This window comes from Paenibacillus sp. BJ-4, assembly GCF_020404765.1.
GTDB lineage: Bacteria > Bacillota > Bacilli > Paenibacillales > Paenibacillaceae > Paenibacillus.
In genome coordinates this window covers 14,494-29,975 of sequence record NZ_JAIVEM010000135.1, presented here as the reverse complement: position 1 = coordinate 29,975, position 15,482 = coordinate 14,494, and the positions used below count along the sequence as shown (strand labels likewise).

General features: G+C 46.6%; 14 protein-coding genes. 2 read left to right on the top strand and 12 right to left on the bottom strand.

Going from position 1 to position 15,482, the window contains the following annotated elements:
* Positions 1-28: 28 nt before the first annotated feature.
* Positions 29-568 (top strand): helix-turn-helix domain-containing protein, encoded by a 540-nt coding sequence (locus LCF57_RS19080; protein WP_226002120.1) that lies wholly within the window; start codon positions 29-31, stop codon positions 566-568.
* 123 nt (positions 569-691) lie between these two features.
* Here the strand turns inward: LCF57_RS19080 and LCF57_RS19075 are convergent, their stop codons facing one another.
* The 9 genes from LCF57_RS19075 to LCF57_RS19035 form a co-directional block, all read right to left on the bottom strand.
* The gene (locus tag LCF57_RS19075) at positions 692-1,705 is read right to left on the bottom strand and encodes a stalk domain-containing protein (protein ID WP_226002119.1); all 1,014 of its coding nucleotides are present in this window, start codon (positions 1,703-1,705) and stop codon (positions 692-694) included.
* Positions 1,706-1,747: 42 nt separating this feature from the next.
* Positions 1,748-2,869, bottom strand: coding sequence for a phosphodiester glycosidase family protein (locus tag LCF57_RS19070; RefSeq protein ID WP_226002118.1), 1,122 nt, complete (start codon positions 2,867-2,869; stop codon positions 1,748-1,750).
* A 236-nt stretch (positions 2,870-3,105) separates the two neighbouring features.
* Positions 3,106-4,572, bottom strand: coding sequence for a potassium/proton antiporter (locus LCF57_RS19065; RefSeq protein WP_226002117.1), 1,467 nt, complete (start codon positions 4,570-4,572; stop codon positions 3,106-3,108).
* A 194-nt stretch (positions 4,573-4,766) separates the two neighbouring features.
* Positions 4,767-6,155: a class II fumarate hydratase gene (gene fumC / locus LCF57_RS19060; protein WP_226002116.1), complete on the bottom strand. Its 1,389-nt coding sequence runs from the start codon at positions 6,153-6,155 to the stop codon at positions 4,767-4,769.
* Positions 6,156-6,315: 160 nt separating this feature from the next.
* Positions 6,316-7,860, bottom strand: a complete 1,545-nt coding sequence (locus LCF57_RS19055; protein ID WP_226002115.1) for a 2-isopropylmalate synthase — start codon at positions 7,858-7,860, stop codon at positions 6,316-6,318.
* Between the two features lie 99 nt (positions 7,861-7,959).
* Positions 7,960-8,670, bottom strand: coding sequence for a FadR/GntR family transcriptional regulator (locus LCF57_RS19050; protein ID WP_226002114.1), 711 nt, complete (start codon positions 8,668-8,670; stop codon positions 7,960-7,962).
* 171 nt (positions 8,671-8,841) lie between these two features.
* The gene (locus LCF57_RS19045; protein ID WP_226002113.1) at positions 8,842-9,861 is read right to left on the bottom strand and encodes an aldose 1-epimerase; all 1,020 of its coding nucleotides are present in this window, start codon (positions 9,859-9,861) and stop codon (positions 8,842-8,844) included.
* Positions 9,862-9,998: 137 nt separating this feature from the next.
* Positions 9,999-10,802, bottom strand: coding sequence for an MBL fold metallo-hydrolase (locus LCF57_RS19040; RefSeq protein WP_226002112.1), 804 nt, complete (start codon positions 10,800-10,802; stop codon positions 9,999-10,001).
* Positions 10,803-10,927: 125 nt separating this feature from the next.
* Positions 10,928-11,224: a hypothetical protein gene (locus LCF57_RS19035; protein WP_226002111.1), complete on the bottom strand. Its 297-nt coding sequence runs from the start codon at positions 11,222-11,224 to the stop codon at positions 10,928-10,930.
* Between the two features lie 161 nt (positions 11,225-11,385).
* Between LCF57_RS19035 and LCF57_RS19030 the strand changes: the two genes are divergently transcribed.
* Positions 11,386-12,618 (top strand): aminopeptidase, encoded by a 1,233-nt coding sequence (locus LCF57_RS19030; protein WP_226002110.1) that lies wholly within the window; start codon positions 11,386-11,388, stop codon positions 12,616-12,618.
* A gap of 84 nt (positions 12,619-12,702) precedes the next feature.
* On the opposite strand, the gene LCF57_RS19025 is transcribed toward LCF57_RS19030, so the two are convergent.
* The 3 genes from LCF57_RS19025 to bioB form a co-directional block, all read right to left on the bottom strand.
* Complete coding sequence (locus tag LCF57_RS19025; RefSeq protein WP_226002109.1) at positions 12,703-12,984, bottom strand: hypothetical protein; 282 nt, start codon at positions 12,982-12,984, stop codon at positions 12,703-12,705.
* Between the two features lie 245 nt (positions 12,985-13,229).
* The gene (locus LCF57_RS19020) at positions 13,230-14,342 is read right to left on the bottom strand and encodes a glycerol dehydrogenase (RefSeq protein WP_226002108.1); all 1,113 of its coding nucleotides are present in this window, start codon (positions 14,340-14,342) and stop codon (positions 13,230-13,232) included.
* 35 nt (positions 14,343-14,377) lie between these two features.
* On the bottom strand, positions 14,378-15,385 hold the full coding sequence (gene bioB / locus LCF57_RS19015) for a biotin synthase BioB (protein ID WP_226002107.1): 1,008 nt from the start codon (positions 15,383-15,385) through the stop codon (positions 14,378-14,380).
* Between the last annotated feature and the right edge of the window lie 97 nt (positions 15,386-15,482).

Sequence of the window (15,482 nt, the reverse complement as noted above, 5' to 3'; positions counted from 1 at the left end):
TTATATTCCCTTAAAGGAGGAAAGCTCTATGGGTATAGGATGCAACATAAGGGCCGCACGTAAACGTAAAAATTTATCCATTCAGCAAATATGTGAACGAACCGGACTATCACAAGGATTTATGAGCCAGGTGGAAAACAATAAAACCTCTCCTTCCATTGCTACACTGGACAGCATCGCTAATGCGCTTAGGGTCCCTCTCGCTTTTCTGCTTCTTAAAGAAGAGGAACGAATGCGGGTCATTCGCAAGGACGAGCGCCGTAAAACGGTGTATGGTAAAAACAACCTTCAGGTCGACCATTTAGGTGGCCAGGGTAACGTTAAAATGATGCTGGTGGACATGCCGCCAGGCTCATCGACAGAAGAAGAGCATGCTCATGCGGGAGATGAAATTCATTATATTTTGGAGGGTACGGTGTATGTAGAGCAAGGTGAGGATTCAGCTACCCTCCAAGCAGGAGATTCCTTTAGCTGGAGAGCAGCCATACCCCATTATGTCAAAAACGTGGGAGAAAGCAACGCTCGCGTTCTCATCTCCGTGTTTCTCGAAGCAGAAAATGACGCTTAATAAAAGCTTGAACACAACGAAATATCAATACCCATTTCATCAAAAAAGCGCGTACCGGGAAGTTATGTTAACTTCAACGATACACGCTTTTTGTATTTTTCATCTACCAGTGCGACTCTTAACTTATTCCATCGCGTATTGGGCATCTGTCCGTGATTCCCATGGCAGTTTGAAGGTTTTCATGATCTGCTTGGTATCAGAGGGAAGTTCAGTTCCTAAATTTACCACCTTACCCAGCTGCTCTTCTTTATTATCCGTAGTAATACGCCCGTAATAAGTAGTGCTGCTGTCTCCCCATCCTGTAGTAAACTCATAGACCAGCGGCTTATTTAATCTCGGATAAGTTCCCCACTGATTTTTGGCTTTATTTTTTAAAAAAAGCTCCAGTGGATCGTAATCCATCGTAAATTCTTTGCCAAAGGGGGCTCCCACATACCCTTGATAGGTGACAAGCGGAAAACCGTCCTTCACTTCAACCAAACTCAGCACGTCCCCATTCACTGTAAAATACCGTAATGCTTCTCCTTGAGGGAACATATGGACACTAGACAAGAGTTCGGTGTTGGGAAAATGTGCTTCGATATAAGGATGGATAGAACGGCTGTCTATACGGATTAACGCTTTACGCGCTGTCACCAGGTCCCCCTCGTATATTTGTTTTTTTATTGCACCATGGATCGGCGGCTGTACCTGTATATGTGTGTTTGTCTTCTCCAATGTATAACCCAAATCGACCGACACATCCCGCAGTGGGATATACACTTCTTTACCTGACACTTCATAGGTGAGTTGCTGCTCGTTCTTGCGTGATCGTTCCTTAAGCTGCACGAGTTCTGCCCACTTTTTTAGCATAACCAGCTTCTTTTTGACATCCCACTGATAGGTCGCACCCACTGCTTCGGCAAAAGGCTTAAGCGGAACCATCAGCTTTCCGTTGATCAACATAGGTTTTGTCTTTGAATTTAATGGCTGTCCGTTGACGACTACATTCGTTACCTGCATCGATTGGGTTGATGGAGTCACAGTCTCTCCCTGTCCGGCAGCTTCGACAACTCCTTGCTGCATTGCCGTAAAGAGTAAGGATAGCATAAACAAGGCGGCAAGCAATCGTTGAAATCTTCCTCGGTTTAGCTTCATCATCATTCTCCGTTCACTTCAATGGTCTATTGTATTCCGGATCTATCTCTTTTTGGCTGCGTCAATGTCTCCAGGATTCAGACCTGCCCAAATGTTCGGAATACTGACGTTCTCTGGATGCTCAAATACGAGAAACGCTGTCGGCAAATACCGCTCGCCATATTCAGAAGAAGGTTTATTGATTATAGCATGATCCTTAACGAGCACGGTCGATGATCCACCATCCAGATTAGCACCAATAACGGCTCCGTGTTTAAGTAAAATATTTTGCATATCGTACAAATTAGCACCGATGCTGTAACCCGGCTGACGCCCGTCAATGGTCACGAAAAGAATCGCGCCGTCTGCTCTTTGCCCCATTGCAGTGCGAGGAGCAATTCCCCATCCTTCACTGGCATTGCGAATCAGACCTTTACCATTCACGATTAAACGTGGCTGAAAGGTGACTGCTTCTTGCACGTTCATTTTGGACAATTCAGATAGTGAATAGTGCCCGGCAATCATTTTTCCCTGCTTATCAATACCTACGATTTGGGCTGAAGCATTTTTCCCCATATCGTTGTAGTATATCTGACCCTGGGAGATGACAACACCGATCGGTTTAAAGCCATTTCCGTTCCAGTTGGGATCGGCAAATCCGCCGCCGTTTACGCCAGCAACGGCTCCTAAGCGCTCGACCATGCTGGATACCCGTTCTCCCCTGCCAACCTTGGCAGGGATCCCGAGTCTGATTTTAGTGGGATCATTCACTGTCATCACGTAGCCATGATAATTCCGACCTGATACCTCTTCCACTTCAACCAGCGGCGTTTGCTGCAACTTGGTCGGTGTCAGATCAGGCAGCTTGATCGTATGCCTGTCCTTCTCCTCGCCCATCTGCTCAAAACGAGCCGAGTATTCGGCCACACGCTTTTGCGCCTCCTCTTCACCGATAAAATATTTCGCCCAGTGGCGATGTTGAGTAGTAATCAGCGTATCGGCGGCCAAATAGCGCATATCCTTGCCAGAGGGGGTTAAGAATAGCCACGCCGCGCCTCCTATTCCTGCTAGCAGGAAGACTATAAAAAGTCGCAGCACAAAGCGACCGAATCTACCCTTTCGTTTCTTCTTTTTATTTTTCTGCCTGCGAGCTGCTGCGCGCTGTGGCAAAACTTCCGGTTTCATTCAACATCTCTCCTATTATGGTGACTTCAATCTTAAAAACTCACTGTTATCCATCATACATCAACATCTAACGACAATATCATAATCTAATTTTGTAGAATGATAGTGTCAATTTTTTAACAGATTCCCAACCTATAAAATAACACAACAAACAGCCCTCCACACAGATGTGAAGGACTGTTTTTGCAATTTACTTTATGAAAACTACGTCCGCGTTCGCTTGGCATATACCTCTTTTACGGCACTGCCTCCGGTTCAAGCAGCATAAACAGTTCTTTCATTTGTTGTCGCTTGAGTTTGGGACTGAGCACATACAATGTATCCCCCGGCTCAATCACAGTCGTACCTCTCGGGGCAATAATTTGCTCGTTCCGAATAATGGCGGTGAATAAAATGTCATCAGGCAGCTGCATATCCTGGATCGCTTTGCCCGCAATTGACATTCCCTTTTGCACCTGAATATGATTAATTTCCGAAGTGGTTTTCCCCAGAGAAACCAACTCCAGCAACGAAGGCGACGACGTCTCGTTAGGGTCCATTAAGCCTAGCTTCACTGCCAGCCACGAAATGGTCGTACCTTGAATAATCGCAGAGGTAAGCACGACGAAAAATACAACATTAAAAAACATGGGCCCTACATCCATCTCGTCCAGTAGTGGATAGGTGGCCAGTACAATGGGGACTGCTCCCCGTAGCCCTGCCCAAGATAACAACGTCTTTTCGCGTATGGAGTATCTGGAGAAAAGCAAGCTCAGAAAGACGCCAATCGGTCGAGCTACGAGCATCAGGATAAAGGAAAGCGCCAAACTTTGCCACGCAATACCCAGCAGCTGATCAGGGAAAACCAGCAATCCGAGCAGGACGAACATCATAATCTGCACCATCCAGGCGAAGCCATTGTTAAAATGAATAATGGACCGCTTGTAGGTCAAGTCGGAGTTACCCAGCACGATGGCCATGACATATACCGCCAGCAGTCCGCTTGCCTCCAGCAAGGATGCCGCCGCATACGTTAGCACTGCAAATGCCAGGGCCATCACTGGATACAGGCCGGATGAGTCAAAATTCATTTTATTAATCGCATATACCCCTAAGCGACCGAGTGCAAAACCAATGACCAGACCAAAACCCATTTCCCATAAAAACAACAAAATATGTATCCAAATGGATTGTTCAGGGTGATGTATCAACTCAATTAATGTAACTGTGAGAAATACAGCCATCGGGTCATTGCTGCCGGACTCCGCTTCGAGCGTAGAGGTAATTCGTTTCTTGATATTTTCCCCCCCCAAAACGGAAAACACAGCAGCCGCATCCGTCGATCCAACAATAGCCCCAAACAGCATAGATTCCATCCAGCCTACGCCTAAAATAAACTTGGCGCAGACACCAATGACTACGGTCGTAACGATGACCCCAAGCGTGGATAACGACAACGCAGGTCGAATGACTGGTTTAATATCTGCAAACTTCGTCTGCATCCCGCCTTCAAACAAGATCACAATGAGCGCGAGAATACCCACCAGCTGCGTAATAAAGGCATTATCAAAATAAATAAACTGACTGAGCACCATGCCAACGGCAATAAACAAAACAAGCGCAGGCATGCCGAAACGACTGGAAAATTTGGTAGTCAGTACACCGACCAGCAGTAAGCCGGACAGCAAAAGCACAATAAAATTAATAACGGTTGTTTGTTCCATACAGCTTCTCCTATCTTGAAAATAGATGTTCATTTTTCGCCTTCTATCTATATACCCTCAAATCATGCAGAATACTAATCCTGGGATAAAAAATGTTTGAAAATTAAAAAATCCAGCTCACGGTCTGTGCTAAATTAGCACTTCATGAGCTGGATGTATGTTTTTTATAGACTTAGCTGCGACAAAGGTGGCGCTTATGCTTTAGGCTGAATCATATGAGCCGGTACGACATACTGGTCAAATTGTTCCTCGGTCAGCAGCCCGCTACGAAGAGCCGCTTCTTTAAGAGACAATCCTTCCGCATGCGCAAGTTTGGCAATTTTAGCGGCATTCTCATATCCGATATATGGATTCAATGCCGTCACCAGCATCAGCGAATTGTTCAAATTGTGCTCAATTTTAGCGAGGTCTGGCTCGATGCCGATCGCACAGTTATCATTAAAGGCCACAATTGAATCGGCTAGCAGATTTACGGATTGCAGGAAATTATAAATAATAACCGGCTTAAACACGTTCAGCTCAAAATTCCCCTGACTCGCAGCAAAGCCGATCGCTGCATCATTACCCATAACCTGCGTAACGACCATCGTCAGCGCCTCGCTCTGGGTCGGATTCACCTTGCCTGGCATGATCGAGCTGCCCGGCTCGTTAGCAGGGATCGTAATTTCACCCAAGCCGCTGCGTGGACCACTTGCCAGCCACCGGACATCATTGGCGATTTTCATCAAATCGGCAGCGAGCGCTTTGATTGCTCCGTGTACGGCTACGACTTCATCATGGCTGGTGAGTGCATGAAACTTGTTCGGTGCGGAAGTAAACGACTTGCCAGTGATGTTGGAAATTTCGGCAGACGTTCGGGTACCGAACTCTGGATGAGCGTTAATACCTGTACCTACAGCTGTACCACCAATTGCCAGCTCCTTCATGTATTGAACCGTGTCTATGATAATTCGCTTGCTTTTGTCCAGCATGGCATACCAGCCGCTAATTTCCTGACCCAGTGTAAGCGGCGTGGCATCCTGTAGGTGAGTCCGTCCGATTTTAATAATATCCTTAAACTGCTCTGACTTCTGTTGGAAGGTTTCTTTCAGCTTGTCAATGGCAGGCAACAAGCGATCCTCGACTGCAATGACGCCCGCTACGTGAAGCGCCGTAGGAAACGTATCGTTTGAACTTTGTGACATGTTCACATCGTCATTAGGATGCAGCTTCACATCTTTTCCCTGCTCCTGTAGCCATTGACTTCCCAGATGGGCAATTACTTCGTTCACATTCATATTGGACTGCGTACCGCTCCCTGTCTGCCATACAACCAGTGGGAAATGGTCATCGACCCGTCCAGCGAGAATTTCATCCGCTGCATAAATAATGGCGTCCTGCTTCTCCTGTGACAGCTTGCCCAGCTTATAGTTGCTGATCGCCGCACTCTTTTTAAGCACCGCGAACGCCTGAATAACCTCTAGCGGCATTTTCTCCGAACCAATCGGGAAATTTTCCTTGCTTCGCTGTGTTTGCGCCCCCCACAGGCGGTCTGCCGGTACCTTGATTTCGCCCAACGTATCCTTTTCGATGCGGTAGTTCAACTCATTTCCTCCTCTTAGCCTATGTAATTCAGACAAAATATGGTGATCTTCTTTGCCTATTATACATTAAATTTCAAATGTTATCATATATTTTGCAAGCGCTTTTTTACGATAAGGTAAGAGGAGGAAAGAAATACTATCTACAAACCTGATCTTTAAGTCAGCTAACGGAAATATTACCTTTGGCGCGAACTTCTTTTCTGCCCAGCAGCTTGTTCAGTGCGTCAATGTAGGCTTTAGCGCTGGCTTCCAAAATATCTGTACTTGTACCTCTTCCCCGAGCTGTGTACTCTCCTTGCCTCAAGATGGCATGCACTTCCCCCTGTGCATCCTTGCCATACGTCACGGACTGGATTGAATAATCCTCCAATTCCACCTCTTCACCACTTGCTTTATCTATAGCATTGAAAATCGCATCTACGGAACCGTTGCCCATCGCGACTTCATCAATGGACGTTCCATCCTGTTTACTCAACCGAATAGACGCTACCGGAACCGACTGATTGCCATAGGATACTTGAATGGAGTCCAGGGTGTAAATCTGAGGGGAGACATTGCGGCTTTCGTCCATCAGGACAAGCAGATCCTCATCCAGCACCTGCTTTTTCTTGTCGGTCAAGGCTTTGAATTTGTGGAACGCCTCCTGAAGCTGCTCCTCCGTCAGACTATCCAATCCCATGTCCGCCAGCTTTTCCTTGAACGCATGTCGACCGGAATGCTTGCCCAACACAAGCTTACTCGTCTTCAAGCCAATACGCTCAGGGGATACGATCTCATACGTTGTGCGCTCCTTAAGCATTCCGTCCTGGTGTATGCCGGATTCGTGTGCAAAAGCATTGGCTCCAACGATGGCCTTGTTCCCTGGTACCGACATCCCCGTTCGCTTGCTCACCAATCGGCTGGTTGCATACAGTTCCTCCAGAACCAGACTCGTTTGTACGTTATAAAGCTCGGTTCTCGTATCGAGGGCCAATGCAACCTCCTCGATCGGTGTATTTCCTGCTCGCTCACCGATACCATTGATGGTACCTTCAAATTGATCTACACCGTTACGAATAGCCGCCAGTGTGTTGGCCGTGGCCATGCCAAGATCATCATGACAGTGCGTGCTGAGCTGTATTTTTTCGATGTTGGGCACTTGTTGTTTTACGACTCTAAACATTTCACCGAACTGGTCAGGCGAGGCATATCCCACCGTATCCGGCAGATTGACGACTGTCGCCCCAGCGCGAATTGCCATATCCACGACCTCACAAATAAAGTCCAGCTCGGTACGACTGGCGTCCTCCGCCGAAAATTCTACCTTGCTGAAATACTTGCGTCCATAACGAATGGCAGCGGCTGCGGTCTCTAGTACTTTTTCCTTATCCATCCGCAGCTTATGCTGGCGGTGAATAGGTGAAGTAGCCAGGAACAAATGAAGACAGGCATCCTCGGCTCCCCGCAGCGCCTCTCTTACCGCATCAATATCCTGCTCTTTGGAGCGTGCAAAACCAACCAGTGTGGCCTGGGTAACCTGTTTGGCAATCTCCTGCATGCTGAATATCTCACCAGGCGAGGTAGCCGGAAAGCCGGTCTCAATCCGATCTACGCCCAACTTTTGAAGCTGAAGGGCAATTTCCACCTTTTCTGAGCTGGTCAGGCTGACTCCCGGTGACTGTTCTCCATCTCTTAACGTTGTGTCCAACACCCATATTTTGCGCATACAGTTACCACCTTTGCTTTAGTATTAGGAGATGCTCAAGAACAGGTTTGCAGATCGCTATATATTCATCCGATCATCAGATGTTTAAGATTAAAAAAATTATGAATTAGCCATATGCTTCTGCAACTCCAGCTTGGTGCCGTCCAAATGTTGAATGCTATACAGCTCGGCAGCCTTACCATCCCGATCCCGGATTGCTTCATATATTTTCTCATGCTGCAATGTAAAATGGTTTTGCATTACTGGATCGGTAATGAGATTGTTCAGCGCCTTCCGAATCGCCTCTACAAAGCTGCGATATACGTCTGTAAGCACCTTATTTCGTGTAGCCCCGGCAACAGCCAAGTGAAAAGTGATATCCGCATCGAGATACCCGTTCATATCTCCAGCGGCCAATGTCGCAGCACGTCGATCCAGCGCCTCCCGCATCAAGTGTAAATCCTCGTCATTACGGCGTAAGGCAGCCAATCTGGCAATCTCCAGCTCCAACACACTCCGTACCTCATACACCTCGATGATTTCAGCGCGGCTTAGGCGGTAATCCAATGGCTCTTGAGAGGTTGTCGGTTGGCAAACAAAAGTTCCGTGTCCTTGCTTTTTCTCTAATAGACCGGCATGTACCAGAACGCTAACCGCTTCACGCACTGTGGATCGTCCGACCCCAAAGAGCTTCATGAGCTCAGGCTCTGTTGGAATCTTTGTGCCCACGTTCCATTCACCAGCAGCTATTTTTCGTTGCAACTGTTCAGCCACTTCATCGGCAATTTGCTTGCGTTTGACGGCTTGAAAAGGCACCATATCATAATTCATCTGATCATCTCCTGTTTCGTATCATACTATGACCGGCTCTCGCTTTGCAACTGTTTTTCAATCCCCTTCTGCACACGCTACTGCCCTAGACTCGCCACCTTCAGCTTTTCGTCCACCCAAATAAAGCCTACACCGTTAAACACGATGCAGGCTTATTTCTATACAATAATGCTAGGATTTCGATTTATTAGGTGTAACACAATACAATCGGCTGGTTGTTTCAAAAATATGACCTGGCGCAAGTGCAATTAACCCGATGTCTTCCGCATTCAAATCCGTACGATTCGGTGCATTGATCATGTTCATTTGCGGCTCAGGACAGATAAATTCCTTGTTCGCTTTGTTGTTCCAGATCATCCAATGCTTATAGGCTGTGCCTACATCATATACGAGGGTAGCACCTGTCTTACTGTGTGTCAGTTCCATGTAGTTGCGTCCATTTTGCGGAGCTGCCGTGTAATGATTATCCATAGAGGCAAAATAAGGACTAACTCCCGTTGTCTTCAGCAGTTCCTCTTCCGGGGATAATGGCTGGAACTGTCCGGTGGCCAGCAGCCGCTCCGTTAGCTCACGACGTTCACCGATCGTGACCTTGATCTTGTAATCCTCGGGCGAGCTATCGGGTACGAACGGAACACGAATCGCCGTGTGAAAGGCAAACAAGTTGGGGATCGGTTGATCTCCCTCGTTATGGATCACATAGCGCTGATGCAGGCCGAATTCATCCAGGCTGTACGTCAGCTTCATAGTGAAGTTGAACGGCAAGTATCGGAACATGGGATGTCCTTCCCTTACATGCTGATTCATTACAACATAGCTGCCCTGCTCCCCGGAACCGTAATCCTCTACCTCCCACCGAACGGTGTGTAAAAAGCCGTGCAAATGGTTGTGGGTCGCCTCCTCGTTAATTGGCAACTCATATGTAACTCCATTCCACAGGAATTTTCCATCCTCATACCGATTCGGAGGGTACAGGAAAGGAATTCCATAAACAGACGGGCTTTGTTTAAAAGCCTCTATGCTGTCAGCATCCGGCTCACGCAAAAAAGAATATCCCAATTCATTGTCACGAAAAGAAATCAGATTCGCACCGTTTCCCGGCAGGGCTACCGCTTCATATCGCTCAAATTTAAGACGAATCGCTGGTATTCCATAATAAAGATCACCAATTGCAGCATGCTGTTGTGTCATCAAATATCCTCCTTGATGAAATGACGATGGTTAATGAAAGCGTTTTGCTTTTGGCTTGACTATACCATGCTCAGCAAAAAAATTCCACGTCAATACAAAAAAACGACGCCTCGCAAGGCATCGTCCTTCTCACACCACTACACATAACGCCCCTGCTTAGGGACAGCCATGCGCTCAAAATCTTCAGCCAGTCGATCCAGCTGATCTCTCAGTTCCGTTCCATGCATGTAATGACCGTGTCCTGTAACTGCAATCTTGGGCTTTAACCCAGCCAGCATTTCCACCGACTGCTGAGCAGCCTGCCAATCTGTCGTAAAATATGCAGGTGGCCCGTGTATTTCTTTTTCCTGTAAAATAACGGCCAGCGCCGATTCCTGCTTCACCGTAATAAAAGCATCCCCAGCAACCAGTAACCGTCTCCGCTCATGAAAAAGCGATACATGTCCCGGCGTATGTCCCGGCGTATGTAGCCACTTCCAACCGGGAGCACCTGGGACACTGCCATCCTGAGGCAAGGGAGCAATACGATCATCAAGATCTATAGCATCATTGGGGTATAGAAAAGAAATACCCGACAACAAACCTCCACCCACACTGGGATCAGGTTTCTGATAATCCTTCATTCCCGTCAAAAAAGGCAATTCCAGCGGATGTGCATAAACAGGAGCCGCCCAATGCTGGACCAACTCAATAACCGAGCCTACATGATCAAAATGACCGTGAGTAAGCACAATAGCAACCGGAGGACCAGTGAACCGTTCCTCAGCCTGACGAATAATCGAGTCTGTAAATCCTGTCATCCCCGTATCCACCAGCACCCAGGATCGGCTTCCCGGCTCCCCGATAAAACACACATTTACAAACAGTGTCCGTAAGCTCAAGAGATCGGGAGCAGCCTCTTCATTTGCCGTCATTCCTTCGGTGAACAGATGATTTGCCAAAGCGTCACCCTCCTATTCACATGGAATTTCCTGTCATTCACAACTTATAGGCTTCCCCCATGTCAGCAGATTATGCGGACACTGCTAAATATAATCCGCTTGTCACGAAAATAGACCTGTTTACATTACTCGGATAATTTGCTCCAGGCCGCATCCAGCAAATGATCGAACAAATCATCATTTTCTTCAATCCAGCTATCCATCTCCAGCATTTCTTCCTCTACCCTCGGCTCCCCCGCAAAATGGAGACTGTAGTCCCATTCCTTCCCCCTCTTACTGTGGAATGTAATTTCATATACGGACTGATGTCCATTTACTCCAAATACGACTTGGCCTAAATAAACACCGTTTTCATCTCTCGTCATTTGTGCCTGTTGAATATGTACTTCCTTCACTTCCTGAGGTGAATTTTGCTCTGTCATTTATTTATCCGCCCTTTCATTTTCACTAAAATGTACCAAAACTGATTTGTGAACCTTTTCGTTACATTGTACAATATATAAGCTATGTGTAGAATTTGCAAAAAAATGTGCAAGCAACCTAAGCCTGTTTAAGGCTTTTTCGTGAAATGGAGGTAAGTAACATGTCAGATTTTCAACAAAAATTGCAAAAATATGCCGAATTAGCCGTTCGCGTGGGCGTCAATGTCCAGCCTGGGCAGACCCTGATCGTTCATGCTCCCATCTTGTCCGCCGAACTCGTGCGACTGATTGTTAAGTCAGCCTACACGGTCGGAGCAAAGCTGGTTAAAGTAAAATGGAGCGATGAGACTATCACCCGGTTACAGTATGAACTAGCTCCTGATGAAACTTTTAATATCGCTCCCAAATGGTACGCAGCCGAAATGACTGAAGAGGTCGAAAATGGTGCGGCAGTACTCCATGTTATTGCAGAAAATCCGGATTTGCTTCAAGGTATCCCGTCCAGCCGAATTACTGCTGCTCAACGGGTGCGGTCACATGAATTACGTCAATACCGTGAATATCAAATGGCCGACAAATTCAGCTGGTCTCTGGTCGCTTATCCTTCTGCAGAGTGGGCTGCCAAAGTATTCCCGAATCTGGCTGCTTCCGAACAAATAGATAAGCTGTGGGAAGCCATTTTCAGCACCGTGCGTGTGGATTTGGACAATCCGGTAGAAGCGTGGAAAGAGCATTTAAAAACCCTTTCCAGCAAATCCGATATTTTAAACGCAAAACGCTATAAAAAGCTTCATTATTTGGCTCCTGGAACCGATCTTACCATCGAATTGGCTAAGGATCACCTCTGGGTAGCTGCTGAAAGCGTCAACCAACAGGGACATAGCTTTGTAGCCAACATGCCTACCGAAGAAGTATTTACAGCTCCACTCAAAACAGGTGTGAACGGCAAAGTCAGCAGTACCAAGCCACTTAGCTACAGTGGCAATATTATCGACAACTTTTCGTTGACCTTTGAAAATGGACGCATTGTCGATGTACAGGCCGAAACAGGCTTGCAGACTCTTCAGCACCTCGTAGAAATGGATGAAGGTTCCCACTACTTGGGCGAGGTTGCTCTCGTGCCTCACAAGTCACCTATCTCTGATAAAAACATTTTGTTCTATAATACGTTGTTTGATGAAAATGCATCCAACCATTTGGCCATTGGTAATGCCTATGCATTTAACCTTAAGGGTGGCAAGGATATGACTGCAGAGGAACTGGTGGCGAACGGTCTGAATTCCAGTCTGACACACGTCGACTTTATGATCGGTTCAGGTGAAATGGACATTAACGGTGTTACCGAGGACGGTACTGAGGAGCCTATCTTCCGCAAAGGGAATTGGGCGATCTAAAATGATAAAAAAGGCTCTCGCCGCTTTACGTGGGGGAGCCTTCTTACTTCTTCAGCAGGTGATTCACAGATATTCTATAACGTATTAATCCAATAATTCGCGGCAATTCCAAAAACAATTTGTACCACGCTGATGATGAAAAAGACAATAAAGCAGCTTACAACTCTGCGATTCGTGGTTTGATGTAAGGACTTTACCCACGGGAACATAGGGTTGATTAGTCCCGATATATACACCATCCACGGCCAAATCCGCTTTGTTGCCGATGACCACAACATTTACAGCTTTATGGGTCAATTGAATTGGAAAATCAATCAAGTTTAAAAATGCATTCTGGCTTTTAACCCTTTGCTCGCTTCCATTCACAATGATTTTTCCGCTATTTAAGCTACGCTTGTACTCAATACTATATTGTCCCGTGATCTTCTACATTCCATTTTGCCATTGCCAAACTCCTCTCAAGTAATAGGTAAGCCGCAGATGTATTTCCGGCATTTCCTAATTATGTATCAATAAAATCATAACATAAGCTACAAGTTAAATAATGAAAAAGACCGCTTGTCAGCGGCCTTTACAAATCATTTTTATATTGTAAAAGTTATTCTTTTAGATTAGTTCTTATATCCCATTTTAGCCTTATAAGCCTGTGAATATTGATCAGCCGCTAAAATCGCATCAAGCACATCATCGGCTGTGACGGCAAATGGCAGATTGTGAGCTGTTTCGCCTTCTTTCGTAGCTGCCTGAGCGACCCGATACAAATCCTCGCGCGAAGCTTCCTGAAGCTTAACATCTTCCAGAGTTACGGGCAGATCCAGCTTGAGATAAAAGTCGATATATCGCTCCACCTCGGTCAGAGGTCTTTTTTCCAGAGCAAGCTGAACCAAGGTGCCAAAAGCTACCTTCTGACCATGCGTCAGGTGATGAATGTCCCCTTCCAGCACGGTAAAGCCATTGTGAATCGCATGTGCACCCGCCAAGCCACCGCTTTCAAAGCCTAAACCACTCAGTAGCGTATTAGCTTCCACTACTGCTTCCAGCGCAGGAGTGACAACTTTGCGTTTTACAGATTCATAAGCTTGCAATCCATAATCGAAGAGAACCTCCTCGCACTTGGACGCAATGGCTTCGGCTGCCAAGGTTGGCAGACCGCCAGCCATCGTCGTTGCGCGAGCCTCGATGACCGCACGGGCTTCAATCCAAGTCGCCATGGCATCCGCGATACCTGAGGAGAGGAATAGTGGCGGGGCTTGGGAAATAACCTTCGTGTCAACCAGGATCAAACTCGGATTTTTACTAAAAAAGGAATACGTATCAAACGCACCTTCATCCGTGTACAAGACAGATAGCGCACTGGTCGGTGCATCTGTGGAAGCAGTCGTAGGAATAATCACAACCGAGGCACCGAGTAGCTCATTAACAGCTTTGGCGGTATCCAGTGTTTTACCACCGCCAACACCGATGACAATATCAACACTTCGTCCATGATCAGCAATACGGTTCACTTCATTTTTGGATGCTTCTCCTTGAAACTCAACCTTTACCGCAGTTATCCCGACCTGCTCCAGACTTTTTACGACCCGGTCGGCTGCGATGCCCCAAACCAGCTTATCTGCAATAACCAGAGCAGAATGGCCTAATGGCTTAACATACTCCCCCGTTTTATCAATCACATTTTTCCCTTGCACATATTTACCTGGACTAATAAATACTTTTTCGCTCATCATTCAACGCTCCTTCCAAGTTTGTACAACTTTTATTATACGGCTGAAAGGGCACACATCTCAATTTCAAACCCGAGATCTTCAATCATTTGATGATCAGCTGTGACCTCTTGCCCTTCAGTCGTCAAGTAATCCCCTACAAAAATCGAATTAGCCGCATATAAAGATAGAGGTTGTAGCGAACGCAGATTTAGCTCCCGTCCGCCAGCGACACGTATTTCTTTGGATGGACAGATGAATCTGAACAATGCCAGTACCTTTAGTGCTCTAATCGGGGTTACTCGCTTTGCTCCTTCCAGCGGGGTTCCGGGAATCGGATTCAGAAAGTTAACCGGAATAGAATCAGCAGCTAGTTCCCGTAAGGCATAGGCCATTTCAACGATTTCCTCATTCGTTTCCCCCATACCGATAATAACGCCAGAGCATGGAGACATTCCGTGAGATTGAGCTATTTTAACGGTTTCGATCCGTTGATCATATGTATGTGTGGTGGTAATGGACGGATAATTGCCCTTGCTCGTATTTAAATTATGGTTGTAACGATGTACCCCAGCCTCAGCCAGCCTTTGGGCCTGATCTCCCTTGAGAATCCCCAGGCAAGCACAAATTTTGAGCGGCATTGTACTGGTAATTTCCTCTACAGCTTCAATCACCTGATCCAGCTCCCGATCCGTTGGGCCTTTGCCGGAGGCGACAATGCAGTACGTTCCCGCTTTCCTTGCCAACGCTTCACGCGCCCCAGCCAGCAGAGACTCCTTGTCCAGCATACTATACTTGCTGACAGGCGCCGTGGATACAATAGATTGTGAGCAATAACCACAATCCTCCGGGCATAGGCCGCTTTTAGCGTTCATGATCATGTTGAGCTTAACCTTTTTACCGTAAAAGTGATGCCGTATCCGGAAAGCAGCTTGCATGATCGCCAATATGTCCTCATCGTTTGCTTCCAATAACGCGGTGCCTTCCTTTAGTGTCAGCCTGCCGCCTTGGATCGCTTTATCAGCCAGCGAGTACCAATCCAAACCCTCATTGAATAATTTCATACTTTATACCTCCATCATTTTGATCATGAAAAATAATAAAACGCTCAGGATCATTTTAAATTCATTCTTTAATTGTAAACCTAATATATTTCGTTTA